General features: G+C 69.3%; 27 protein-coding genes. 11 read left to right on the top strand and 16 right to left on the bottom strand.

What is annotated here, in order from left to right; genetic code table 11:
- Nucleotides 1-7 precede the first annotated feature (7 nt).
- Both AC1RLW_RS19340 and AC1RLW_RS19335 read left to right on the top strand, forming a co-directional pair.
- Nucleotides 8-832, top strand: coding sequence for a DUF429 domain-containing protein (locus AC1RLW_RS19340; protein WP_493194553.1), 825 nt, complete (start codon nt 8-10; stop codon nt 830-832).
- A gap of 135 nt (nt 833-967) precedes the next feature.
- Nucleotides 968-1462, top strand: a complete 495-nt coding sequence (locus tag AC1RLW_RS19335) for a BON domain-containing protein (RefSeq protein ID WP_062477068.1) — start codon at nt 968-970, stop codon at nt 1460-1462.
- An 80-nt stretch (nt 1463-1542) separates the two neighbouring features.
- Here AC1RLW_RS19335 and AC1RLW_RS19330 read toward each other — a convergent pair whose 3' ends face one another.
- The 5 genes from AC1RLW_RS19330 to AC1RLW_RS19310 all read right to left on the bottom strand — a co-directional run bounded on the left by AC1RLW_RS19330 (nt 1543) and on the right by AC1RLW_RS19310 (nt 4643).
- Nucleotides 1543-2055 carry a hypothetical protein gene (locus AC1RLW_RS19330; RefSeq protein WP_493194551.1) on the bottom strand — a complete coding sequence of 171 codons (513 nt, stop codon included), beginning with the start codon at nt 2053-2055 and terminating at the stop codon, nt 1543-1545.
- On the bottom strand, nt 2042-2425 hold the full coding sequence (locus AC1RLW_RS19325) for a hypothetical protein (RefSeq protein ID WP_062477071.1): 384 nt from the start codon (nt 2423-2425) through the stop codon (nt 2042-2044). Before AC1RLW_RS19325 ends, AC1RLW_RS19330 begins: the two co-directional genes overlap by 14 nt.
- A 49-nt stretch (nt 2426-2474) precedes the next feature.
- Nucleotides 2475-2849, bottom strand: a complete 375-nt coding sequence (locus tag AC1RLW_RS19320; RefSeq protein WP_062477074.1) for a hypothetical protein — start codon at nt 2847-2849, stop codon at nt 2475-2477.
- A gap of 54 nt (nt 2850-2903) precedes the next feature.
- Nucleotides 2904-3068 carry a DUF1328 domain-containing protein gene (locus tag AC1RLW_RS19315; RefSeq protein ID WP_493194549.1) on the bottom strand — a complete coding sequence of 55 codons (165 nt, stop codon included), beginning with the start codon at nt 3066-3068 and terminating at the stop codon, nt 2904-2906.
- A 204-nt stretch (nt 3069-3272) separates the two neighbouring features.
- Entirely contained in the window at nt 3273-4643 is a 1371-nt protein-coding gene (locus AC1RLW_RS19310) for a CHASE3 domain-containing protein (RefSeq protein ID WP_493194547.1), read from the bottom strand.
- Between the two features lie 130 nt (nt 4644-4773).
- Between AC1RLW_RS19310 and AC1RLW_RS19305 the strand changes: the two genes are divergently transcribed.
- The gene (locus tag AC1RLW_RS19305; RefSeq protein WP_007837167.1) at nt 4774-5406 is read left to right on the top strand and encodes a response regulator; all 633 of its coding nucleotides are present in this window, start codon (nt 4774-4776) and stop codon (nt 5404-5406) included.
- A 7-nt stretch (nt 5407-5413) separates the two neighbouring features.
- On the opposite strand, the gene AC1RLW_RS19300 is transcribed toward AC1RLW_RS19305, so the two are convergent.
- Nucleotides 5414-5818, bottom strand: a complete 405-nt coding sequence (locus AC1RLW_RS19300; protein ID WP_062477080.1) for a response regulator — start codon at nt 5816-5818, stop codon at nt 5414-5416.
- A gap of 257 nt (nt 5819-6075) precedes the next feature.
- Here AC1RLW_RS19300 and AC1RLW_RS19295 point away from each other — a divergent pair, with 257 nt between their 5' ends.
- Nucleotides 6076-8097, top strand: a complete 2022-nt coding sequence (locus AC1RLW_RS19295; RefSeq protein WP_493194545.1) for an AsmA family protein — start codon at nt 6076-6078, stop codon at nt 8095-8097.
- Between the two features lie 28 nt (nt 8098-8125).
- On the opposite strand, the gene AC1RLW_RS19290 is transcribed toward AC1RLW_RS19295, so the two are convergent.
- The 3 genes from AC1RLW_RS19290 to gpmA form a co-directional block, all read right to left on the bottom strand.
- Nucleotides 8126-8890: a HesA/MoeB/ThiF family protein gene (locus AC1RLW_RS19290; protein WP_493194544.1), complete on the bottom strand. Its 765-nt coding sequence runs from the start codon at nt 8888-8890 to the stop codon at nt 8126-8128.
- An 82-nt stretch (nt 8891-8972) separates the two neighbouring features.
- A complete protein-coding gene (locus tag AC1RLW_RS19285; RefSeq protein WP_062477129.1) occupies nt 8973-10415 on the bottom strand; it encodes a S41 family peptidase in 1443 nt (480 codons plus the stop codon).
- A gap of 123 nt (nt 10416-10538) precedes the next feature.
- Entirely contained in the window at nt 10539-11282 is a 744-nt protein-coding gene (gpmA, locus tag AC1RLW_RS19280; RefSeq protein WP_013543140.1) for a 2,3-diphosphoglycerate-dependent phosphoglycerate mutase, read from the bottom strand.
- Between the two features lie 105 nt (nt 11283-11387).
- Here gpmA and AC1RLW_RS19275 point away from each other — a divergent pair, with 105 nt between their 5' ends.
- From AC1RLW_RS19275 to nadA, 6 genes are all read left to right on the top strand, one after another.
- A complete protein-coding gene (locus tag AC1RLW_RS19275) occupies nt 11388-11771 on the top strand; it encodes a rhodanese-like domain-containing protein (RefSeq protein ID WP_370681259.1) in 384 nt (127 codons plus the stop codon).
- A gap of 20 nt (nt 11772-11791) precedes the next feature.
- Nucleotides 11792-12052, top strand: coding sequence for a glutaredoxin 3 (grxC, locus tag AC1RLW_RS19270; RefSeq protein WP_062477087.1), 261 nt, complete (start codon nt 11792-11794; stop codon nt 12050-12052).
- Nucleotides 12053-12180: 128 nt separating this feature from the next.
- Complete coding sequence (gene secB, locus AC1RLW_RS19265; RefSeq protein WP_056578332.1) at nt 12181-12645, top strand: protein-export chaperone SecB; 465 nt, start codon at nt 12181-12183, stop codon at nt 12643-12645.
- Between the two features lie 28 nt (nt 12646-12673).
- Entirely contained in the window at nt 12674-13714 is a 1041-nt protein-coding gene (locus AC1RLW_RS19260) for an NAD(P)H-dependent glycerol-3-phosphate dehydrogenase (RefSeq protein WP_493194542.1), read from the top strand.
- Between the two features lie 23 nt (nt 13715-13737).
- Complete coding sequence (gene nadC / locus AC1RLW_RS19255) at nt 13738-14616, top strand: carboxylating nicotinate-nucleotide diphosphorylase (protein ID WP_493194540.1); 879 nt, start codon at nt 13738-13740, stop codon at nt 14614-14616.
- Between the two features lie 6 nt (nt 14617-14622).
- Nucleotides 14623-15738: a quinolinate synthase NadA gene (nadA, locus tag AC1RLW_RS19250; RefSeq protein ID WP_493194538.1), complete on the top strand. Its 1116-nt coding sequence runs from the start codon at nt 14623-14625 to the stop codon at nt 15736-15738.
- Between the two features lie 7 nt (nt 15739-15745).
- Here nadA and AC1RLW_RS19245 read toward each other — a convergent pair whose 3' ends face one another.
- From AC1RLW_RS19245 to AC1RLW_RS19215, 7 genes are all read right to left on the bottom strand, one after another.
- On the bottom strand, nt 15746-16108 hold the full coding sequence (locus AC1RLW_RS19245; RefSeq protein WP_493194687.1) for a 6-carboxytetrahydropterin synthase: 363 nt from the start codon (nt 16106-16108) through the stop codon (nt 15746-15748).
- 41 nt (nt 16109-16149) lie between these two features.
- Complete coding sequence (gene queE, locus AC1RLW_RS19240; protein ID WP_493194536.1) at nt 16150-16788, bottom strand: 7-carboxy-7-deazaguanine synthase; 639 nt, start codon at nt 16786-16788, stop codon at nt 16150-16152.
- Nucleotides 16785-17627 carry a pantoate--beta-alanine ligase gene (panC, locus tag AC1RLW_RS19235; protein WP_159274942.1) on the bottom strand — a complete coding sequence of 281 codons (843 nt, stop codon included), beginning with the start codon at nt 17625-17627 and terminating at the stop codon, nt 16785-16787. The genes queE and panC overlap by 4 nt, the downstream gene beginning before the upstream one ends.
- Nucleotides 17628-17646: 19 nt before the next feature.
- On the bottom strand, nt 17647-18552 hold the full coding sequence (gene panB, locus AC1RLW_RS19230) for a 3-methyl-2-oxobutanoate hydroxymethyltransferase (protein ID WP_139700187.1): 906 nt from the start codon (nt 18550-18552) through the stop codon (nt 17647-17649).
- A gap of 72 nt (nt 18553-18624) precedes the next feature.
- Nucleotides 18625-20208: an L-aspartate oxidase gene (nadB, locus tag AC1RLW_RS19225; RefSeq protein WP_493194535.1), complete on the bottom strand. Its 1584-nt coding sequence runs from the start codon at nt 20206-20208 to the stop codon at nt 18625-18627.
- A gap of 20 nt (nt 20209-20228) precedes the next feature.
- Nucleotides 20229-21065 carry a segregation and condensation protein A gene (locus AC1RLW_RS19220; protein ID WP_056578351.1) on the bottom strand — a complete coding sequence of 279 codons (837 nt, stop codon included), beginning with the start codon at nt 21063-21065 and terminating at the stop codon, nt 20229-20231.
- Between the two features lie 68 nt (nt 21066-21133).
- Entirely contained in the window at nt 21134-21340 is a 207-nt protein-coding gene (locus AC1RLW_RS19215; protein ID WP_062477114.1) for a DUF3460 family protein, read from the bottom strand.
- A 39-nt stretch (nt 21341-21379) separates the two neighbouring features.
- On the opposite strand from AC1RLW_RS19215, the gene AC1RLW_RS19210 reads away from it, so the two are divergent.
- Nucleotides 21380-21883: an outer membrane protein assembly factor BamE gene (locus AC1RLW_RS19210; protein ID WP_493194533.1), complete on the top strand. Its 504-nt coding sequence runs from the start codon at nt 21380-21382 to the stop codon at nt 21881-21883.
- Nucleotides 21884-21892: the final 9 nt, after the last annotated feature.

Raw genomic sequence — 21892 nt, 5'->3', positions numbered from 1 at the left:
GCGGGCGATGCTCTTCGGCTGCGATTTCTCGAGCGCACCGACCGCCCGCAAACCCATCGTCGTGGCCGTAGGCGAACTGGCCGGCCCGGACGCCGTCGCGCTGACTGGCCTGCACCGCTTCGCCACGCTCGACGCCTGGGGCCAATGGCTCGACAGAAGCACGCCCGCCTGGGTCGGCGGTTTCGACTTTCCCTTCGGCCTGCCGCGCGAGCTGGTCGGGCACCTGCAGTGGCCCACCGCATGGGATGCGCTGATCGCCCACTACGCCGGCCTGAGCCGCGCCGAAATCCGCGACACCTTCGCCGCCTTCTGCGCGGCGCGTCCGGTCGGCGGCAAGTTCGCACACCGTGCGACTGATGCGCCGGCCGGATCGAGCCCGTCGATGAAGTGGGTGAACCCGCCGGTCGCCTACATGCTGCATGCCGGCGTACCGCGCTTGCTCGCCGCCGGCGCCACCTTGCCGGGTCTGCACACGGGCACCCACAAGGAGCGCATCGCGCTGGAGGCGTATCCCGGCCTGCTGGCCCGCGAGCTGATCGGCCGGCGCAGCTACAAGAGCGACGACCTCGCGCGCCAGTCGCCCGAACGCGAGGTCGCGCGCACCGACCTGCTGGCCGCGCTGGAATCCGGGCGCACGCGGCTCGGCCTGCGCCTCCAACTCACGGTCGCGCAGCGCGACGGGCTGTGCGCCGACGCCAAGGGCGACGAGCTCGATGCGGTGCTGTGCCTGCTGCAGGCCGCCTGGGCCCGCCAGCGCGCCGGCAGCCCCGGGCCGGGCTACGGATTGCCGGGGTCCATGGACCCGCTCGAAGGCTGGATCGTCAGCGCCTGAGCCGCCTGCCGTCGCTTGCTTGTCCTACAGCGCTTCGGGCCTGCGGCGACACCCGGGCGCAGGCGGTGGGGACTAGATTGACTGGCGTGGACCAAGCCGGTCCATGCACCCATTCCGACCGCAGGAGGATTTCCCATGACAACGTCGAACCGTTCCCTCGCTCCCTTTGCCACCTCGCGCACCTGGCTCGCCGTGCTCGCCGCCGGCGCCGCGCTGACCCTGGCCGCCTGCGACAAGCCGGGCAACCAGACCGCCGGCGAGAAGCTCGACAGCGCCGTCGCCAAGACCGAGCAGGCGGCCTCCGATGCCAAGGCCAAGACCGAACAGGCCGCGGCCGACGCCAAGACCGGCATGGCCGGCGCCACGGCCGATGTGAAGGAAGCCGCCAAGGACGCCACCGCCGCCGTCACCGCCACGGTCGACGACGCCGCGATCACCGCCTCGGTCTCGGCCGGCCTGGCCAAGGACCCGGACCTGAGCGCGATCAAGATCGACGTCGACACCAAGGGCGGCGCCGTGAGCCTCAAGGGCCCGGCACCGACGGCCGCCGCCAAGTCGCGCGCCGAGGAGATCGCCAAGGCCGTGCAGGGCGTGAAGTCGGTGAACAACCAGCTCGAAGTGAAGGGCTGAGCGGCCCTTCCGCCGCGCCCAGCAAAAAGCCCGGTTCGACCGGGCTTTTTCTTGTCTGCATGCCACGCGTTGGCGTGACGTCAGGGCGGGTCTTGCCGAGGCGGACGCGCAGGCTTCTGCAGCAGCGTGTTGACCAGGTCGGCCACGTCGGAGGTCTTGAGCACCGCCGCGATCACGGCCGTGGCCGAGAGCAGCCGCCAGGGCCGCACGAGCACCAGCAGCGAGCCCGTGGCGGCCGCGGCGGCCATGAGCTTGACGGGCTCGGTGCGGGCGTAGTGTTCGAGCAGGGGGCGGGTCAGCTGGCCCGCCGCGTGCGCGGGATGGCGGCGCCACCAGCGCTGCACCACGCCGCGCGCCATCGCGCTCCAGACGTTGTGGCGGCGCCCGGGCGAGGCGGGCGGCGCATCACCCGCGTCGGTGTGTGCGTATTCGAGATCGTCGTCGGCGTCGCCGGCGGCAAAGGTGCGGTGGGGCGCCGGTGCATCCGGCTCGCCGCCGTTCAGTTGCCGCACGAGCGCGCGGCGAGAAAGGGCCAGCCGCTGTTGCGGCGTCAGCTGCGGTGCGCCAGGGCGGCGGGGATCAGGGCTGCTCATGGCGGGCTCCGGCGGCATGCAGCGCGTCGAGGTCCGCGGCCAGCTGGGCGCGCAGATCGTCGAAGCCGTAGTTCGGACTCGGGCGGGTGGCGATCCAGGTGCAGATCGCCGCGATCACCACCGCCACGGCAGGCACGGCCACCAGCACCCAGTGGAAGCTGCCGTGCAGCACGCCGAGCAGCACGGCCACGCCGATCAGCCCGAGGGCAAGCACGGCGGTGGCCACGGCCAGGACGCCCGCGACCAGTCGGGCAACCAGGCCGCGCCCCGCCACGGCACTCTCCTGCCGGACAAGGGCGGCGTAGTTGGCGATGTGATCGGCAATGAGCTCCGGGTGCCCGAGCACCGTCGAGAAGATCGGATGAAGCATGTGCGAGGGTGGTCGGGCGGGGTCGGTCGGTCAGTGGCGATGCAACGGATCAGTAGTCGTCGCGGTTGCGGCGGCTGGCCAGCACGATCAGCGCCGTGATGGCGGCGCCGGCCGCGGCGGCCAGCAGCACCGAGCGCACGGGCTGGTCGGAGATGTAGCGGCCGGTCACGTCGGCGGCCTGTTCGATGCGGCGGTGCGCGCGGGCACTGGTGGTCGAAGCGGCGTCGAGACCGCGCTGCACGGCTTGCTGCACGCGTGCGGCCAACTGCTCGACACCCGGTTCGGCGTCGCGGCGCAGTTCGCGGACCTTTTCGCCCGCCGCATTCACCGCGTTCTGAGCGTAGGCGCGGGTGGTTTCGGCCGCTTCCTGGGCGGTCTGGCGCACGTCGTCGGCGAGTTGCGAAGGGGTCTTGGTCGTGTTCATGGGAGAGTCCTTTCCGGGAAGATGAAATGCGGGAGCCTGTGGATCGTAACTACGCTACTTGCGTCGTAGCAAGCCGGCCAGGAAGCTGGCGATGGCGAGCACGGCAAAGATGATGAAAAGGACCTTGGCGATCCCCACCGCGCTGACGGCAATGCCACCGAAGCCGAACACGGCAGCGATGAGTGCGATGACCAGAAATACCACGGCGTAGTGCAGCATGCGGAACTCCTTCGAGGCTTCCCTCTTTGTGGTTTGAAACCATGCATCCGGGCGCATCGCTGAAGACGCGGCCCGGTGCCGGATGACACAGGACCCACCTTAAGGGCAGGGCCGCATCGGCCCTGTCAGCGACCGGGGCGGGGGTGCGTAGGAGGCGACCGAGTCGCCGCAGGCCCGGGGCGTGAAGAAATGCCAGCGCCTGCGTCAGGCGCCGCGCGACGCGGGGGTGTCGGGGCTCGCCGGCGTGCCGGCCTGCGGTGTCGGCTTCACCACCGGCAGCATCGCGGTGAGCCGCGTGCCCTGGCCGGGTGCCGAGGTGATGGTGAGCTTGCCGCGCGCCGCCTCGACCCGGTGGCGCATGCCCGCCAGGCCGTGCGTCGACGGGCGCATGCGCTGCGCGTCGAAGCCCTTGCCGTTGTCGGCCACTTCCACGATCACGTGGTTGGCGTAGTTCTTCAGCACGATGGTGGCTTCGCTCGCCTCGGCGTACTTGCCGATGTTGGTCAGGCTCTCCTGCACCATGCGGTAGATCGTGAGCTGGCGCGACTCGTCCATGGTCACCGGTTCCAGCGCCATCTCGATCTCCAGGCCCGAGCGCTCTCCGAACTCGCGCCCCAGGATTTCCAGCGAGGCGACCAGCCCGAGGTTGGAGAGCGACGAAGGCCGCAGGTCCTCGATGATGCGGCGCTTCAGCGCGATGCCGCTGTTGAGCAGCTCGGTCAGATGCTGCAGCCGCTGGATCGCGTCGGGCGAGTCGGCCAGCCGCGACTTCAGCCGCGCCACGTCGAGCTTGGCGGCCGTGAGCAGCGAGCCCAGCTCGTCATGCAGCTCGCGCGCCAGGTAGCCGCGCTCGGTCTCGCGCACGTCCTGCAGGTGGGTGGCGAGCTCGGCCAGCGAGGCGGTGCGCTCGCGCACCTCGTCTTCGAGGGCGTTGCGTTCGCGTTGCAGCGCTTCCTGCTGGCGCTCGCCCACGGAGCGCAGCGCGTGCGTCTGGCGCAGGTACAGGAAGAAGGCGATCAGCGCCGCGAGCGCCACGATGCCGGTGCCGACGCGTGCCAGCTGCAGCGACTTCATCACCTGCAGCTGGCCGGCCTGCAGCGTCGCGTTGCTGGTCTTCACCAGCTCGTTGGCGGTGGCGCGGATGGCTTCCATCTCCTCGCGCCCGACGTCGGTGGTCATGACGAACTTCCAGGCGTCCTCGTTGCCCTCGTGGCGCAGCCGCACGCTCATGTCCATCTCGGCGATCTTGCGCAGCACGTGCTTGGACAGCTCGGACAGCTGGGTGCGTTCGGCCGGGCGTTCGGCGTACAGCTGGCGCAGCGTGGCCAGGTTGCCGTCCACCTGCTTGACTGCGATGTCGTAGGGCTGGCGGTAGGCGGCTTCGCCCGTGAGCAGGAAGCCGCGCTGGCCGGTTTCGGCGTCCAGCATGTTCTGCAGGATCTGGTTGAGCGTGCCGCGGATCTGCTGCGCCTCGTCGATGTCCGCCAGGGCGCGGCTCGATTGCCGGTATCCTGCCTCGTTGATGCCCACGAGGGCCAGTGCGGCCAGCGCCGCGAGCAACAGGCTCACGGCCATTTTTTGGGGGGCTAACCAGTGCATGACACCCTTAGGGTCGCATTCAATGCAACTTCGTGAATAATTGATAACAATCAGGGACCGGCATGCTGCGGCTTCCAAAGCTGCGGCACAACGACGAAAGTAACAGATGATCAAAATTGGAATTGTGGACGACCACGCCATCGTGCGATCGGGCCTCCGGCAGTTCTTCTCCGAGCACGTGGACCTGCGCGTGGCGGGCGAGGCAGCGAGCGGCCGTGAAGCCATCGAGCTGGTACGCACCACCGAACTGGACGTGCTGGTGATGGATCTCTCCATGCCGGGACAAAGCGGTATCGATGCACTCGCCATGATCCGCGCCAAGGCGCCGGACGTGGGGATACTGATCCTCAGCGGCTACCCCGAGGAGCACTACGCGATGAACCTGATCCGTCAGGGCGCCAGCGGCTACCTCAACAAGGAATGCGATCCGATCGAGATCGTGAACGCCATTCGCACCATTTCGCTGGGCCGGCGCTACATCACGCCCGCCGTGGCCGAACTGCTGGCCCGCCAGCTCGACCGCAAGGACGACGCCGCGCCGCACGAGCAGCTCTCGGAGCGCGAGTTCCAGGTGTTCCTGAAGCTGGCCAAGGGCGAGACCGCCGGCGACATCGCCAAGACGCTGTCGCTGTCGGTGAAGACCGTGAGCACCTACCGCACGCGGCTGATGGAGAAGATGAACCTGTCCTCCAACAGCGACCTGACCTACTACGCGCTGAAGAACAAGCTCATCGATTGAGCTGCGCCTAGGCATCGCCGGGTGCGGACCGCAGCGCGGCGGCCTGGCGGATGCAGAAGTCGACCAGTGCGTCGATCTCGTTCGACTTGTCGAACACCGCGTCGACCCCGAACTCGGCGCAGCGGCGCCGGATGTCGGGCGTCGCATAGTTGCTGAGCACCACCACCTTCTGGCCGGGCTTGCGCGACTGGCAGGCCTGCAGGATGCCCAGGCCACTCCCCTGCTTGAGAAAGAGATCGACGATGGCCAGGTGCCACTCGTCGGCATGGTCGTGCAGCCAGTCGCGCGCGTGCTGCTCGGTCTCCGCAAAGCCCACGACCGTGGTGCAGGTGAGCTCTTCCAGAGTGCCGATGAGGTTTTCACGGATCGTGGGGTTGTCTTCGACAACGTAGGTCTGCAATCTGGAATCCATGCCGAACCGCGCTTCCTCTGAGGTGGGCAGGTGCTCGTGTCCAAGCGCCCTGCGGAGGAGAGAGCCTGCCCATGGACATTGAGGCTTTCCCGCAGCGGATCATGCAGGGTTCAAGGGCCGCGCGTTGTAGGCGGGTTCTGACGCATGTGCAGGCGGCTGTCTCCACGCCGCCTCGCGCCCGCCCGTAGGCCAAGCCGCACGGGGTCTGCGGCCCGCCGCCGACCCGGTTCGGGCGCGCATCCGGGTAAGAATCGACCATGGCAACCCAATCCCTTCGCACCCGGCCGCGCTGGCAGAAGCTGCTGGCGGTCTTCGTGCTGCTGGTCGCCGTCCTGCTGACCGCGTTCGCGCTCCTCGTGGCCTTCTTTCCGTGGGACACGCTGCGCGAGCCGCTCAACCGTTTCGTGAGCGAGAAGACCGGGCGCAAGTTCGAGATCACCCGCCGGCTCGACGTGGACCTGGGCTGGAAGGCCGCCACCATCCACTTCGACGGCATCGAATTCGCCAACCCCGACTGGGCGCGCGACCCCTACCTGGTGAAGGCCGAGCGCGCGAGCTTCGAGATCCGCCTGTGGCCGCTGATCGACAAGCGGGTGGTCATTCCGAGCCTGGCCCTGACCGCGCCCACCGTCGGCCTGCAGATGGAGCCCGACGGGCGCCGCACCTGGGCCTTCGGCAAGGACACCTCCGACACCGGCACCGTGCCCACCATCGGCCTGATCCAGGTCGACAAGGGCGCCGTCGACTTCCTGGCCACGCACCTGGGCGTCGACGTGCACGCCGACCTGGACTACGACAGCAACCGCGGCGAGCTGCCGCTGCACTACCGCATCAAGGGCCGCTACAAGGGCCAGCCGCTCACGGCCGACGGGCGCACCGGCAACGTGCTGCAGATCAACGCCGCGGGCGCGCCGCCGTTCCCGCTGGAGATCAACGCCGCCGCCGGCCAGACCCGGCTCAAGGCCAATGGCACGGTGGCCCAGCTCGCGGGCTTCGACGGCATCGACGCCACGTTCCAGATCAAGGGCCAGACGCTGAGCGCGCTGTACCCGCTGCTGGGCATCGTGCTGCCGCAGACCCCGCCCTATGCGCTGAGCGGCGGGCTGCGCAAGCGCGGCAAGCTCTGGGAGGCGGCGGGGCTCAACGGCCGCCTGGGCCTGTCGGACATCGGCGGCGACATGGCCTTCGACCAGGCCGGCAAGGTGCCGCGCCTGTCGGGCACGCTGCGCTCGCGTGTCATGGACATGGACGACCTCGGCCCGCTGATCGGCCTGCCGCCCACGGCGCGTTCCGCCAACGCGGTGGAGGGCGTGGCGCCCGTCGCCTCGGCCCAGCCCAAGCGTCCGCCCGGCGGCAAGGTGCTGCCGACCACGCCCTTCGACTTCGCGCGGCTGCACGCCATGAACGCCGACGTGGCCTACACGGCCGAGCGCATCCGCAACGTGCGCGAGGTGCCGCTGGACCGCGGCAGCGTCAAGATCCGGCTGACCGACGGCGTGCTGTCGCTCGACCCGCTCGACCTGGGCGTGGCCAACGGCAAGCTCGTGGGCGCGATCCGCATCGACGCCACGAAGACGCCGGCCGACATCCGCGCCTCGCTCGACGTGCGCGGCCTGCGGCTGGCGCGGCTGATTCCCAAGCTGGAGAACTCGGGCAACAGCGTCGGCCGGCTCGACGGGCGCATCAACCTGTCGGGCGCCGGCAATTCGGTGGCCAGCTGGCTCGGCGGCGCGTCGGGCGACATGGCGGTGCTGTCGGGCCGCGGCCAGTTCGGCAACCTGATGCCCGTGTTCGCGACGCTGGTGGGCGGCGACATCCTCAAGTTCCTGCTGCGCGGCGACCGCGACGTCGAGCTGCGCTGCGCCGCGCTGGCCTTCGACGTGAACAAGGGCGTGATGAACGGGCGCACGCTGGTGCTGGACACCACCAACGCCGTCTTCACCGCCACCGGCCAGGCCAACCTCGCGACCGAGTCTCTGGACTTCGTGATCCGCCCCGAGCCCAAGAGCGCGAGCTTCCTGTCGCTTCGCACGCCGCTGGTCGTGAGCGGCACCTTCGGCGCGCCCAAGGGCGGCGTCGAGATCGGGCCGTTGGCCGGCCGCGGCTTGGCGGCGCTGGCGCTGGGCGCCATCAACCCGCTGCTGGCACTGGCCGCGACCATCGAGACCGGCCCCGGCGAGAACGCCGACTGCACGGGCGTGCTGGCACTGGCGAACCGGCCCACGGCCGGGGCCGCCGCGCGCGGTGCGGCGCGGGCCAAGGGGGCTCGCCAGCCTTAACGAAAGAAAGAAGAGGGCAGGCGGGCGCTCAGGCGCCGGTCTGGGGCCGCTGCGCGCAGACGCTGCAGTGCGGGTCGCGCGAGACGCGCAGGGTGTCGAAGCCCGTGCTGCGCCCGTCGAACATCAGCAGTTTGCCCGCCAGCGACGGACCGATGCCGGCCAGCAGCTTGAGCGCCTCGCTGGCCTGCAGCGTGCCGATGGTGCCGACCACCGGGCCGAACACGCCGAGCACCGCGCAGCGCGTTTCCTCGAAGCTGGCCTCGGGCGGGAACAGGCAGGCGTAGCAGGGGCAGGCGGCGTTGCGCGTGTCGTACACGCTCAGCTGGCCGTCGAAACGGATCGCCGCGCCCGCCACCAGCGGCTTGGCATGCGCCACGCAGGCGCGGTTCACGGCCTGCCGGGTGGCGAAGTTGTCGCAGCAGTCGACCACCACGTCGGCCTCGGCCACGAGCCGCGACAGCAGCGCCTCGTCGGCGCGCACGGCGTGGGTCTCGATGGCGATGCCGGGGTTGATGTCGCGCATGGCCTGCGCGGCCGATGCGACCTTGGGCTGGCCCACCCGCGCCTGGGTGTGGACGACCTGCCGCTGGAGGTTGGTGAGATCGACCTCGTCGTCGTCGACCAGCACGATGTGGCCGACCCCCGCTGCCGCGAGGTACAGGGCCACCGGCGAGCCCAGCCCACCGGCGCCGATGACGAGCACTCGCCCGGCACTGACGCGCGCCTGGCCGTCGATGCCGAATTCTTCGAGGAGGATGTGCCGCGAATAGCGCAGCAGGTCGTGATCGTCCATGCGCGCCTGCCTGGGCCTGTGCGGGGGAGAGGAAAACGCCGGTGGCGCGAACCGCACGGTGCGTGCGGCCCGCTCGCCGGGATCAGTTTTCCTTCTTCTCGTCCTTGTTGTCGACGATGACCTGCGTCTTGCTCACGAGCACCGGCTGGCCCTTCAGGCGGTTGAGCGCCTGCACCAGCGGGAAGTCCTTGTCGGTGCCGAACTCGGGCACCTTGCGGTCCTGCGGCGGCTTCTTGGCTTCTTCCTCGAGGCGCTTGCGGGCTTCGTCGCGGGCCTTTTCACGTTCGGGGTCCTTCACCTCGGGGCCCTGGCCGCTGGCCAGGTGCTTCTCGAGGTCGGCCTCGCGCATGCGCAGGGCGGCGAAGGGGCTGCCCTCGGCGCTTTCGTCGACCAGCACGTTGGGCACGATGCCCTTGGCCTGGATCGAGGTGCCGCTGGGCGTGTAGTAGCGCGCGGTGGTGATCTTCAGGCCGGTGTCCGGGCCGAGCGGGCGTACGGTCTGCACCGAGCCCTTGCCGAAGGTCTGGCTGCCCATGATGGTGGCGCGCTTGTGGTCCTGCAGCGCGCCGGCCACGATCTCGCTGGCCGAGGCCGAGCCTTCGTTCACCAGCACCACCAGCGGCACGTTCTTGAGCGCTGCCGGCAGGTTGCGCAGCGGGTCGCTGCCCGAACGGCGCTGGTAGTACTCGGGCGCCGCCTTGTAGATCGACTTGCTTTCGGCCAGCTGGCCGTCGGTGGTGACCACCGTGACGTTCTCGGGCAGGAAGGCCGCCGACACCGCCACCGCCGCGTCGAGCAGGCCGCCCGGGTCGTTGCGCAGGTCGAGCACCAGGCCCTTGAGGTTCGGGTCTTCCTTATAGAGCTCCTCGATCTTCTTGACGAAGTCGTCGACCGTGCGCTCCTGGAACTGCGACAGGCGGATCCAGCCGTAGCCCGGCTCGATCATCTTGCCGCGCACCGACTGGGTACGGATTTCCTCGCGCGTGATCGTGACCGGGAAGGTGCGGCTCTCGTCCTTGCGGAAGATGGTCAGCAGCACCTTGGTGTTGGCCTCGCCGCGCATGCGCTTGACGGCTTCGTTCAGCGACAGGCCGCGCACGGCGGTGTCGTCGATCTTGGTGATCAGGTCGTTCGGCTTCAGGCCGGCGCGGAAGGCCGGCGAGCCCTCGATGGGCGAGACGACCTTGATGAGGCCGTCTTCCTGCGAGATCTCGATGCCCACGCCGACGAAGCGGCCCGTGGTGCCCTCGCGGAATTCCTTGAAGGACTTCTTGTCGAAGTACTGCGAGTGCGGATCGAGCCCGGCGACCATGCCCGAGATGGCGTCCGAGATGAGTTTCTTCTCGTCGACCGCCTCGACATAGTCGCTCTTGACCATCCCGAAGACGGCCGCGAGCTGCTGCAACTCCTCGAGCGGGAGCGGCGCGAGCGAACCCCGCGCGACCGTCTGCAGCGAGACGGTGGTCAGGACGCCAGCAACGGCGCCGGCGGCGACCCAGCCGGTGATCTTCAGTTTCTGGCCCATCATGAGTGAAATGTCCTGTATGTCGACGGCTGTCGAACCAATATACACAGCTTGGAAGCAAATTGCCTGCCGGGGTTCCACGGAGGAACCGGCAGGCGGGGTTTTCTTCTTTTGCTTACGTCTTCAGCCCTTGCCCTGCGAAGCCACCGCGGCGGCGGCCTTTTCGGCGGCCGCGGCATCGCCCAGGTAGTAGTGGCGCAGGGGCTTGAGGTCGTCGTCCAGCTCGTACACGAGCGGGATGCCGTTCGGGATGTTCAGGCCGACGATGGCGTCGTCCGAGATGCCGTCCAGGTACTTCACCAGCGCGCGGATCGAGTTGCCGTGCGCGGCCACGACCAGGCGGCGGCCGGTGCGGATGGCCGGGGCCATCGACTCGTTCCAGAACGGCAGCACGCGCGCCACCGTGTCCTTCAGGCATTCGGTCAGCGGAATCTGCTCGGGCGACAGCTTGGCGTAGCGCACGTCGGAGCGCTCGCTGCGCGGGTCGTCCGCTTCCAGCGGCGGCGGCGGGGTGCTGTAGCTGCGGCGCCAGACCAGCACCTGCTCGTCACCGTACTTCTTGGCCGTTTCGGCCTTGTTCAGGCCCTGCAGGCCGCCGTAGTGGCGTTCGTTGAGGCGCCAGGAGTGCACCACGGGCAGCCAGGTGCGGTCGAGTTCGTCGAGCGTGTGCCAGAGGGTGCGGGTGGCGCGCTTGAGCACGCTGGTGTAGGCCACGTCGAAGTCGTAGCCCTCGGCCTTGAGCAGCCGGCCGGCCTGCTTGGCCTGCTCGACGCCGGTTTCGGTCAGGTCGACGTCGGTCCAGCCGGTGAAGCGGTTTTCGAGGTTCCAGGTCGATTCGCCGTGGCGGATCAGTACCAGTTTGTGCATGTCGGAGGCCTTTGGCAGCGCGTGGGAAAACCAGCATTCTAAAATCCCGGGTTTGCCATCCAAGGAACCCCCGTGAAATTGATCGAATTCGTCACCGCGAACTGGATGCTGATCCTGATGGCGCTCACCTCGGGCGGCATGCTGGCCTGGCCGATGCTCCGGGGTGCGGGCGGCGGCACGCTCACGGCCCAGGGCGCCGTGCAGCTCATCAACCGCGAACGCGCGGTGCTGGTCGACGTGCGCGAACCCGAAGAATTCGCGACCGGCCACATGATCGGCGCCAAGAACGTGCCCCTGAACCTGCTGGACGAGAAGCTGGCCAGCACGGTCAAGAACAAGAACGTGCCGCTGCTGCTGGTGTGCGCCACCGGCGCCCGCGCCCAACGCGCCGTGGCCACGGCCAAGAAGCTCGGCTACGAGCAGGCCCAAGCGGTGGCCGGCGGGCTCAAGGCCTGGAAAGAGGCTAACCTGCCGGTTGAAAAAGCCTGATTTCCCCCAAGGTAGAGCGCATGCAAGCCGTCAAGATGTACACCACCGCCGTCTGCCCGTACTGCACGCGTGCAAAGCAGATCCTCAAGGCCAAGGGCGTCGAGCAGATCGAAGAGATCCGCATCGACACCGACCCGCAAGCCCGCACCACCATGATGGAGATCACCCAGCGCCGCACGGTGCCGCAGATCTTCATCGGCGACACCCACGTGGGCGGCTGTGACGACCTCATGGCCCTGGACAGCCGCGGCGGCCTCGTTCCGTTGCTGCAAGGCGCCTGAAGCCCCGCGCGGTCGGGCGTCACGAAAGTGCGCGGGCCGTCGGGCGATAATCGTTTGTTCCCTCATCTGCAGCCCGCTGCGGGACCCTCTCCCCGGCGGGCATTGTTTTGATCCTCGAAAGTTCAGCCATGGCCGACCAGCAAGCCCAAGATCCCGTGTTCCAGATCCAGCGCGTCTACCTCAAGGACCTGTCGCTCGAACAACCCAACTCGCCCGCGATCCTGCTGGAGCAGACGCAGCCCACCGTCGACATCCAGCTCGGCGTGGACGCCCAGCCCGTGGCCGACGGCATCTTCGAGATCACCGTGTCGGCCACCGTGCAGACCAAGATCGAAGACCGCACCGTGTTCCTGGTCGAAGCCAAGCAAGCCGGCATCTTCGAGATCCGCAACCTGCCGGAAGACCAGATGGGCCCGATCCTGGGCATCGCCTGCCCGCAGATCGTCTACCCGTACCTGCGCGGCAACGTGGCCGACGTGATCCAGCGCGGCGGCTTCCCGCCCGTGCACCTGGCCGAAATCAACTTCCAGGCCATGTACGAGCAGCAGCAAGCCCAGGCCGCCGGCCAGGCTGCCCCCACCCTGGCCCAGTAAACCGGCTGCACGACGCCGCCAGCGCACGATGAAGATCTGCGTTCATGGCGCCGGTGCCTGGGGCACGGCCGTCGCAGTCAACGCGGCGGCCCGCCACGAGGTCACGCTGTGGGCGCGCGACGCCGCCCAGGCCGACGCCATGTCGGCCGCGCGTGAAAACACCCGCTACCTTCCCGGGCTGGCCCTGCCGGCCTCGCTGACCGTGCGCGCGGGCGACATCGCCCAGGCGCAGGCCGGGGCCGACCTCGTCATCGTGGCCACGCCCATGGCCGCCCTGCGCGACCAGCTGCTCGCCCTGCGCGGCACCACCGCCCAGGTGGCGTGGTTGTGCAAGGGCGTCGAGCCCGCGCTCGATGCCTCTCCCACCACCTACGGCCTGCTCGCCCACGAGATCTGGGCCCAGGTCGCCCCTGAATTGAAGGCGGGCGTGCTCAGCGGCCCGAGCTTTGCGCAGGAGGTCGCCGAAGGGCGTCCGACCGCGCTGGTGGCCGCCAGCCCGCACGCCGGCGTGCGCGATGCGCTGGTCGACGCCTTCCACGGCCCGGCCCTGCGCGTGTACGCCAACGACGACATCGTCGGCGTCGAAGTCGGCGGTGCCGTCAAGAACGTGCTCGCCATCGCCACCGGGCTGTGCGACGGCCTCGCGCTCGGGCTCAACGCCCGCGCGGCGCTGATCACCCGCGGCCTGGCCGAAATGACCCGTTTCGGCCTGGCGCTCGGCGCCCGCGCCGACACCTTCATGGGCCTGTCGGGCCTGGGCGACCTCGTGCTGACCGCCACCGGCGACCTGTCGCGCAACCGCAAGGTCGGGCTGCTGCTGGCCCAGGGCCGCACGCTCGCGCAGGCCGTCGATTCGCTGGGCCACGTGGCCGAGGGCGTGTACTGCGCCCGCACCGTGGTGCAGCGCGCGCGCGGCCTGGGCATCGAGATGCCCATCGCCGAAGGCGTGGTCGCGCTGCTCGATGGCCAGGTGAGCCCGCGCGACGCCGTCGCGGCGCTGACCGGGCGCGACCCGGTGCCCGAGTCGGTGCAGCCGCCCGCCGGCCCGGCTTCGCGCCATTCCTCCTGAAGAAGATTAGAGATTCCAGAGACATGAGCCCTCGCTTTGATTTCTCGGCGTCGGCTGTCGCCGCGCTGGCCGAGTCCGACGTCGCCCGCGCCCTGCAGGAAGACGTCGCCGACGGCGACCTGACCGCCTCGCTGGTCGATGCCTCCCGCACCGCCCATGCCCGCGTGCTCGCGCGCGAAACCGCCGTGGTGTGCGGCGCGCCCTGGGTCGAGGCCACCGTGCGGCGGCTCGATCCACAGGCGCGCATCACCTGGCTGTGCGGCGAAGGCCGGCGCTGCGCCGCCGACCAGCCCGTGCTCGAAATCGAAGGCGGCGCCCGCGCGCTGCTGACGGCCGAGCGCACCGCGCTCAACTTCCTGCAGCTGCTGAGCGCCGTCGCCACCAAGACCGCGCTGTACGCCGACGCCGTGAAGGGCACCCGTGCCCGCATCGTCGACACCCGCAAGACCCTGCCGGGCCTGCGCCTGGCGCAGAAGTACGCGGTGCGCACCGGCGGCGGGCTGAACCACCGCATCGGCCTGTACGACGCGGTGCTCATCAAGGAAAACCACATCGCTGCGGCCGGTGGCGTGGCCGCCGCCCTGCGCGCGGTGGCGCCCGTGGCCGCGCAGGCCGCCTTTGTCGAGGTCGAGGTCGAGACCCTGGCCCAGCTGCAGGAAGCGCTGGACGCCGGCGCCCGCATGGTGCTGCTCGACAACATGGACCTGCCCACGCTGCGCGAGGCCGTGCGCCTGAACGACGCCGTGGGCGAGGGCCGCAAGGCCGTGCTCGAGATCTCGGGCGGCGTCACGCTCGACGGCCTGCGCGCCCTGGCCGAGACCGGTGTCGACCGGATCTCGATTGGCGCGTTGACCAAGGACGTGAAGGCCATCGACTACTCGATGCGCTTCCTGACCCACTGAACCGCCATGACGACCGCTTCCGTCATCGATGTCGACTACGAACAGCCCGCGCAAGGCGCGGTCTGCGACACACGCCACGCCTGGGCCCGCGTGCCCCCCGAGCCTTCGCCCGACGAGCGCGTTGCGCTGAAGGACCGCATCCGCCGCCTGCTGCGCGAGCGCAACGCGGTGATGGTGTCGCACTTCTACGTGCACCCCGACCTGCAGGACCTGGCCGAGGAAACCGGCGGCATCGTGAGCGATTCGCTCGAGATGGCGCGCTTCGGCCGCGACCACGCCGCCACCACGCTGGTGGTGTCGGGCGTGCGCTTCATGGGCGAGACCTCGAAGATCCTCTCGCCCGAGAAGCGCGTGCTGATGCCCGACCTGGACGCCAACTGCTCGCTCGACCTGGGCTGCCCGGTCGACGAATTCAGCGCCTTCTGCGACGCGCATCCCGACCGCACCGTGGTGGTCTACGCCAACACCAGCGCGGCCGTGAAGGCGCGCGCCGACTGGCTCGTCACCTCCAGCTGCGCGCTCGACGTGGTGAACGCATTGCATGCGGCCGGCCAGAAGATCCTCTGGGGCCCCGACCGCCACCTGGGCGACTACATCCGCCGCCAGACCGGCGCCGACATGGTCAGCTGGAACGGCGCCTGCATCGTGCACGACGAATTCAAGGCGCTCGAACTCGAGCTGCTCATGAAGGAACACCCGAAGGCCAAGGTGCTGGTGCACCCGGAGTCGCCCTCGGACGTGATCGCGCTGGCGCATGCGGTGGGTTCCACCTCGGCGATCCTGAATGCGGCGCAGCGCTTCGACGCGACCGAGTTCATCGTCGCGACCGACACCGGCATGCTGCACAAGCTGCGCACGCTGAACCCCGGCAAGACCTTCATCGAAGCGCCCACGGCGGGCAACGGCGGCACCTGCAAGAGCTGCGCGCACTGCCCGTGGATGGCGATGAACGGGCTGGTCGAACTGGCGAACGCACTCGAAACCGGCGCGGGCGAGATCCACGTCGATCCGGCACTGGGCGTGCGCGCACGCGTGCCGATCGACCGCATGCTGGCGTTCACCGCCGGGCTGAAGAACGGCCAAGCGCCGGGCAGCCTGGTCGCTGGCATCGGCGCCGCCTGACCGGCGGCTAGAACTCCACCGTACAGCTGTCGCCGAGCGCCTCGCGCCACACGCGCACGCGCGCCAGCGACGGCCGCAGGTCGGGCAGCGCGTCGGCGATGAACACGCACAGGTTTTCCAGCGTCGGCGGATGCAGCCCCGGCACATCGTCCAGCAGGTGGTGGTCGAGCTGTTCGCGCACGTCCTCGAGCCGGCGGCGCAGCAGGCCCAGGTCGATCACCATGCCCGTCACCGGGTCGCGTTCGCCCGCCAGCGACACCTCCGCGTGGTACGTGTGGCCGTGAATACGGCGGCTGCCTTCGACCTCGATCTCGCGTTTGAGCGTGTGGGCGGCGTCGAAGAAGAAGCGTTGGCTGATGGTGAAGCGCATCGTCAAGAAAAAGAAACTCGAAACTGAAAGGGGCTGCCGCGTCAGCGGATGCCCGTGATCTTGTGGGTCTGCACGCTGAGGCGCCACACCGGCTGCTTCATGCATTCGGCGATGCACAGCTCGGTGTTGGCGAGCCGGTCGGGCCCGTCCATCGGCTGCAGGAAGCGGTGCGTGAACTCGCCCGTGCGCGCCATCGCATCGAGGTCGATGCCGGCCTGCGGCCACACCAGCTTCAGCTCCTGGCCGCGTTGCTGCACCCACGGCGCGCCGGTCTTGGGGCTGATGCACAGCCAGTCGATGCCGGCGGGCGCGGCGACCGTGCCGTTGCTCTCGACCGCGATGCGGAAGTGCCGCGCGTGCAGCGCATCGACCAGCGCCGCGTCGACCTGCAGCAGCGGCTCGCCGCCGGTGAGCACGACCAGCCGGTGCACGGTGTCGCCGGCGGGCCATTGCGCGGCGATGGTGTCGGCGAGCAGGTCGGCGTTCTTGAACTTGCCGCCCAGCGTGCCGTCGGTGCCGACGAAGTCGGTGTCGCAGAAGCGGCAGACGGCCGTGTCGCGGTCTTCCTCGCGGCCGGTCCAGAGGTTGCAGCCGGCGAAGCGGCAGAACACGGCCGGCATGCCGGCTTGTCCGCCTTCGCCCTGCAGCGTGTAAAAGATTTCCTTGACGCTGTAGGTCATGTGGCGAGCGGCGTGTCGATTTCGAGGTTGTCGATGAGCCGCGTGCTGCCCAGTCGCGCGGCGGCCAGGGCCACGAGCGCATCGCCGGGTTGCGGCGCCTGCAGGTCGGCGCGGCGGCGCAGCACCACGTAGTCGGGCTGCCAGCCGCGCTGCGCGAGCGACTGCATGGCGCGCGCCTCGAGGGCGGCCACGTCGCGCTCGCCGGCGCGCACGGCTTCTGCCATGTCTCGCAGCGCCTTCGACAGCTGCACGGCCTCGGCGCGTTCGGTGGCGCTCAGGTAGCCGTTGCGCGAGGAGAGCGCCAGGCCGTCGTCGGCGCGGAAGGTCTCGCCGCCCACGATCTCGATCGGCAGCGCAAACTGCCGCACCATGTGGCGGATCATCATGAGCTGCTGGTAGTCCTTCTTGCCGAACACGGCCACGCGCGGCTGCACGCACTGGAACAGCTTCATCACCACCGTGCACACGCCGATGAAGAAGCCCGGGCGGAAGTGCCCTTCGAGCAGGTCGGCCAGCGCCGGGTCGGGATGCACCTTGCAGGTCTGGGGCTCGGGGTAGAGCGCCTTCTCGTCGGGCGCGAACAGCACGTCGCAGCCGGCGGCGCGCAGCTTCTCGCAGTCGCTGTCCCAGGTGCGCGGGTAGGTGTCGAAGTCTTCGTGCGGCAAAAACTGCAGGCGGTTCACGAAGATGCTCGCCACGGTGGCGTCGCCCAGCGGCTTGGCCTGGCGCACGAGCGCGAGGTGGCCCTCGTGCAGGTTGCCCATGGTGGGCACGAAGGCGGGGCGCTGGCTGGAAGACAGGTGCTGGCGCAGTTCGTCGATGGTCTTGGCGATGTACATGGTCGGTGTCCTTCTGTGCTTACCAGGCGTGGAGGCGGTCGTCGGGGAAGCTGCCGTTCTTCACGGCCTGCACGTAGGCCTGCAGCGCGGGCAGCACGCCCGGCGCGTCGGCCATGAAGTTGCGCACGAACTTCGGCATCTTCCCGAGGTTGATGCCCAGCATGTCGTGCAGCACGAGCACCTGGCCCGCGGTGCCCTTGCCGGCGCCGATGCCGATGGTGGCGCAGTGTTTCAGCTCCGTGGTGAGTTCGGCGGCCAGCGCGGCCGGCACCATCTCGAGCACCAGCATGGCGGCGCCCGCGTCCTGCAGCGCGTGGGCCTGCTGCTTGAGCAGCGCACCGGCGGTGTCGCCCTTGCCCTGCACGCGGTAGCCGCCGAGCGCGTGCACGGTCTGCGGCGTCAGGCCCAGGTGGGCGCACACGGGAATGCCGCGCTCGACCAGGAAGCGCACGGTCTCGGTGGTCCAGCCGCCGCCTTCGAGCTTGACCATGTGCGCGCCGGCCTGCATCAGCACGGTGGCGCTGGCCAGGGCCTGCTCGCGTGACTCCTGGTAGCTGCCGAAGGGCAGGTCGGCGATGAGCCAGGTCGTGCCCTGCACGCGGCGCAGGCCGCGCGAGACGCTGTCGGTGTGATAGCGCATGGCTTCCAGGCTCACGCCCACGGTGCTGTTCAGGCCCTGGCAGACCATGCCCAGCGAGTCACCGACCAGCAGGCAGTCGATGCCGGCCGCGTCGGCCATGGCCGCGAAGGTGGCGTCGTAGGCGGTGAGCATGGCGATCTTCTCGCCGCGCGCATGCATGTCGGCCAGCCGCGGCAGGCTCACGGGCTTGCGCTGTGCCAGGGGCGAGGCGGGCGGCAACGTGCCGTAGGGCGTGGCGGCCGGGGCTTCGGACGGTGGGGTGGGTGGGGTAGGGGTGTTCGACATGGTTGGCTTTCTCCCTGCGGGCGTCGGTGGCCGGGCATCCTGAGGGTGATCGAAAGGTGACGAAGGGTGGGCTCAGTCGACCGGCGGCACCAGCACGGTGGGTGCGGTGGGCTCGGCCAGCGAAGGGTAATCGCGACTGAAATGCAGGCCACGGCTCTCGTGGCGGGCCTGCGCGGAACGCACGATCAGCTCGGCCACCTGCACCAGGTTGCGCAGCTCGAGCAGGTCGCGCGTGACGTGGAAGTTCGCGTAGAACTCCTGGATCTCGGCCTGCAACAGCGCGATGCGGTGGCTCGCACGCTCCAGGCGCTTGTTGGTGCGCACGATGCCGACGTAGTCCCACATGAAGCGGCGCAGCTCGTCCCAGTTGTGGGAGATGACCACGGCTTCGTCGGCGTCGGTGACGCGGCTTTCGTCCCAGGCGGGCAGCGCGGCGCGTTCGCGCGACGGCGCCTGCGCGATGGCGTCGGCTGCGGCGCGCGCGAACACCATGCACTCGACCAGCGAGTTGCTGGCCAGCCGGTTGGCGCCGTGCAGGCCGGTGCAGGCGGTTTCGCCGATGGCGTACAGGCCCGGGATGTCGGTGCGACCGGCCAGGTCGCTGAGCACGCCGCCGCAGGTGTAGTGGGCGGCGGGCACCACGGGAATCGGCTCGCGCGTGATGTCGATGCCCAGCTCCAGGCAGCGCGCCAGGATGTTGGGGAAGTGTTCCTTCAGGAACGCGGGCGGCTGGTGCGAGATGTCGAGGTACACGCAGTCGAGGCCGTGCTTCTTCATCTCGAAGTCGATGGCGCGGGCCACCACGTCGCGCGGTGCGAGTTCGGCGCGTTCGTCGTGCTTGGGCATGAAGCGCGTGCCGTCGGGCAACTTGAGCAGCCCGCCTTCGCCGCGCACCGCCTCGCTGATCAGGAACGACTTGGCGTGCGGGTGGTACAGGCAGGTCGGGTGGAACTGGATGAACTCCAGGTTCGACACCCGGCAGCCCGCGCGCCAGGCGGCGGCAATGCCGTCGCCGGTGGCGGTGTCGGGGTTGGTGGTGTACAGGTACACCTTGCCCGCGCCGCCCGTGGCCAGGATGGTGTGCGGCGCGCGGAAGGCCAGCACCTCGTCGGTCTCGTCGTCCAGCGCGTACAGGCCCTGGCACGACGCATCGGCCAGCCCGAGCTTGGTGCCGGTGACCAGGTCGACCAGCGTGTGGTGCTCGAACAGCGTGATGTTGGGCGTGCGGCGCACGCGCTCGATGAGCACCTGCTGCACGGCCGCGCCGGTGGCGTCGGTCACGTGCACGATGCGGCGCTGGCTGTGGCCGCCTTCGCGCGTCAGGTGCAGGTCGCCACCTTCTTCCGAGAAGGGCACGCCCAGTTCGCGCAGCCAGCCGATGGCTTGTGGCGCGCCCTCGACCACGAAGCGCGTGGCCTCGGGGTCGCACAGGCCGGCGCCGGCCACCAGCGTGTCTTCCACGTGGGCGTCGAAGCTGTCGCCCGCCGCCAGCACGGCCGCGATGCCGCCCTGCGCCCAGGCGCTGGAGCCGTCGTTCAGCGCGCGCTTGGTGAGCACGGCCACGCGGTGCGTGGGGGCCAGGTGCAGCGCGGCGGAGAGGCCTGCGAGGCCGCTGCCGACAATGAGGACGTCGAAGTCGCGAACGGCGGAAGTCACAGGCGTGGGAACCGGTTGGGTCAGGCCGGCGAGTAGGCCAGTCGGACGTAAATAGGGGCGAAGGCTTCGGCCTGCGTGATGTCGATCAGCGTCTCCTTCGCAAGTTCGAGCATCGCGATGAAGGTGACGATCAGCACCGGCACGCCGCGCGAGACGTCGAAGAGCTTTTCGAACTCGACGAAGCGCTGGCCCTGCAGGTGGCGCAGCACGATGCTCATGTGCTCGCGCACGTTGAGTTCCTCGCGCGAGATCTTGTGGTGCTGCACGAGCTTGGCGCGCTTCATGATGTCGGCCCAGGCGTCGCGCAGTTCGACCACGTCGACGTCGGGAAAGCGCGGCTTGATCGACTGCTCGATGTAGACCTGGGCCTTCCAGAAGTCGCGCCCGTAGGTCGGCAGCGCGCTGATGGCGGCGGCCTGCAGCTTGGTCTGCTCGTACTCCATGAGTCGGCGAACCAGCTCGGCGCGCGGGTCTTCGGCCTCTTCACCGTCGGCCACCTTCTTGGGCGGCAGCAGCATGCGCGACTTGATCTCGATCAGCATCGCGGCCATCAGCAAATACTCGGCCGCGAGCTCGAGGTTGGTCTGGCGGATCTCGTCGACGTAGCTCAGGTACTGCCGCGTCAGGCCCGCCATCGGGATGTCGAGGATGTTGAAGTTCTGCTTGCGGATCAGGTACAGCAACAGGTCCAGCGGGCCCTCGAAGGCCTCCAGGAAGACCTGCAGCGCCTCGGGCGGGATGTACAGGTCCTTCGGCATCGCGAACAGCGGCTCGCCGTAGAGCCGGGCCAGGGCGACCTGGTCGACGACCTCGGGCATGCTGGCCACGATCGTGCCGTTGTCCTCGTCTGCGCTCATGAGGAAGTTGCTATCAACTTAATAGCTGTGCGCGCAGGCTGGGCGGCGGGATGCCGGGTGGGCACCATTCACTTGGGTTGGGTCTGGTAGACGTACGGCTGCATCGGCACGCGCGCTTCGCTGTACTCCTCGAGCAGGCTGCGGTCGAGGTGCTTGTCCCACAGCAGGGCGCGGCCGGCGCGCTGTTCGGCCTCGAGCGTCGGCTTCTTTTGCTTCATCTCCTCGATGAAGTTCGTGATCTCGGAGGTGTAGTGGGGGCGGCGGAAGATGGACATAGACTGGACCTTTATCGCTCGAATTTTACCGGGGACGGCATGCAACGATTTCAGAAGGGCCGGATCGGCCTCGTGGCAGGACTGCTGGCGGCGCTGATCGGGCTCGCGGGCTGCGATCCGCAGCGCATCAGCGAGCTCGAAGAGGGCGTCTCGACCGAGGCCGACGTGCGCGCGCGTTTCGGCGAACCCGAGAACATCTGGGACGTGCCCAACGGCCGCGTGCTGGAGTTCAACCGCCAGCCGCAGGGCCAGAAGAACTACATGATCACCATCGGCGCCGACGGCAAGATGAGCGCGCTGCGCCAGGTGCTCACGCCCGAGAACTTCGCCAAGGTTCAGCCCGGCATGATGATGGAAGACCTGCGCAAGCTGCTGGGCAAGCCGGCCAAGGTCACGCCCTATGCGCTCAAGCGCGAGACCGAATGGGAATGGCGCTGGGTGCAGCCACCGAATTCGTCGATGGTCTTCACCGCCACGCTGAACGACGGCCAGCGCGTGGTGCGCAGCGGGTCGTCGCCCGACCGGGGCACCGAGGCGCCCTGAGCGCGCTGC

Source organism: Variovorax sp. GW822-FHT04A09 (genome assembly GCF_058801005.1).
The sequence above is the reverse complement of the archived record's forward strand: the minus strand, read 5'-3'. Positions and strand labels throughout refer to the sequence as shown.

Coding starts and splice junctions, on each gene's coding strand:
- AC1RLW_RS19245 (WP_493194687.1), bottom strand. CDS start 16,108: ATGCGCTTCACCATCAGCCAACGCTTCTTCTTCGACGCCGCCCACACG.
- AC1RLW_RS19325 (WP_062477071.1), bottom strand. CDS start 2,425: ATGCTTCATCCGATCTTCTCGACGGTGCTCGGGCACCCGGAGCTCATT.
- AC1RLW_RS19320 (WP_062477074.1), bottom strand. CDS start 2,849: ATGAACACGACCAAGACCCCTTCGCAACTCGCCGACGACGTGCGCCAG.
- AC1RLW_RS19275 (WP_370681259.1), top strand. CDS start 11,388: ATGCTGATCCTGATGGCGCTCACCTCGGGCGGCATGCTGGCCTGGCCG.
- nadC (WP_493194540.1), top strand. CDS start 13,738: ATGAGCCCTCGCTTTGATTTCTCGGCGTCGGCTGTCGCCGCGCTGGCC.
- grxC (WP_062477087.1), top strand. CDS start 11,792: ATGCAAGCCGTCAAGATGTACACCACCGCCGTCTGCCCGTACTGCACG.
- AC1RLW_RS19310 (WP_493194547.1), bottom strand. CDS start 4,643: ATGGCCGTGAGCCTGTTGCTCGCGGCGCTGGCCGCACTGGCCCTCGTG.
- queE (WP_493194536.1), bottom strand. CDS start 16,788: ATGACCTACAGCGTCAAGGAAATCTTTTACACGCTGCAGGGCGAAGGC.
- AC1RLW_RS19285 (WP_062477129.1), bottom strand. CDS start 10,415: ATGGGCCAGAAACTGAAGATCACCGGCTGGGTCGCCGCCGGCGCCGTT.
- AC1RLW_RS19260 (WP_493194542.1), top strand. CDS start 12,674: ATGAAGATCTGCGTTCATGGCGCCGGTGCCTGGGGCACGGCCGTCGCA.
- AC1RLW_RS19220 (WP_056578351.1), bottom strand. CDS start 21,065: ATGAGCGCAGACGAGGACAACGGCACGATCGTGGCCAGCATGCCCGAG.
- nadA (WP_493194538.1), top strand. CDS start 14,623: ATGACGACCGCTTCCGTCATCGATGTCGACTACGAACAGCCCGCGCAA.
- AC1RLW_RS19300 (WP_062477080.1), bottom strand. CDS start 5,818: ATGGATTCCAGATTGCAGACCTACGTTGTCGAAGACAACCCCACGATC.
- AC1RLW_RS19305 (WP_007837167.1), top strand. CDS start 4,774: ATGATCAAAATTGGAATTGTGGACGACCACGCCATCGTGCGATCGGGC.
- AC1RLW_RS19340 (WP_493194553.1), top strand. CDS start 8: ATGCTCTTCGGCTGCGATTTCTCGAGCGCACCGACCGCCCGCAAACCC.
- panB (WP_139700187.1), bottom strand. CDS start 18,552: ATGTCGAACACCCCTACCCCACCCACCCCACCGTCCGAAGCCCCGGCC.
- AC1RLW_RS19210 (WP_493194533.1), top strand. CDS start 21,380: ATGCAACGATTTCAGAAGGGCCGGATCGGCCTCGTGGCAGGACTGCTG.
- gpmA (WP_013543140.1), bottom strand. CDS start 11,282: ATGCACAAACTGGTACTGATCCGCCACGGCGAATCGACCTGGAACCTC.
- AC1RLW_RS19215 (WP_062477114.1), bottom strand. CDS start 21,340: ATGTCCATCTTCCGCCGCCCCCACTACACCTCCGAGATCACGAACTTC.
- secB (WP_056578332.1), top strand. CDS start 12,181: ATGGCCGACCAGCAAGCCCAAGATCCCGTGTTCCAGATCCAGCGCGTC.
- AC1RLW_RS19335 (WP_062477068.1), top strand. CDS start 968: ATGACAACGTCGAACCGTTCCCTCGCTCCCTTTGCCACCTCGCGCACC.
- AC1RLW_RS19290 (WP_493194544.1), bottom strand. CDS start 8,890: ATGGACGATCACGACCTGCTGCGCTATTCGCGGCACATCCTCCTCGAA.
- AC1RLW_RS19315 (WP_493194549.1), bottom strand. CDS start 3,068: ATGCTGCACTACGCCGTGGTATTTCTGGTCATCGCACTCATCGCTGCC.
- panC (WP_159274942.1), bottom strand. CDS start 17,627: ATGTACATCGCCAAGACCATCGACGAACTGCGCCAGCACCTGTCTTCC.
- AC1RLW_RS19295 (WP_493194545.1), top strand. CDS start 6,076: ATGGCAACCCAATCCCTTCGCACCCGGCCGCGCTGGCAGAAGCTGCTG.
- AC1RLW_RS19330 (WP_493194551.1), bottom strand. CDS start 2,055: ATGAGCAGCCCTGATCCCCGCCGCCCTGGCGCACCGCAGCTGACGCCG.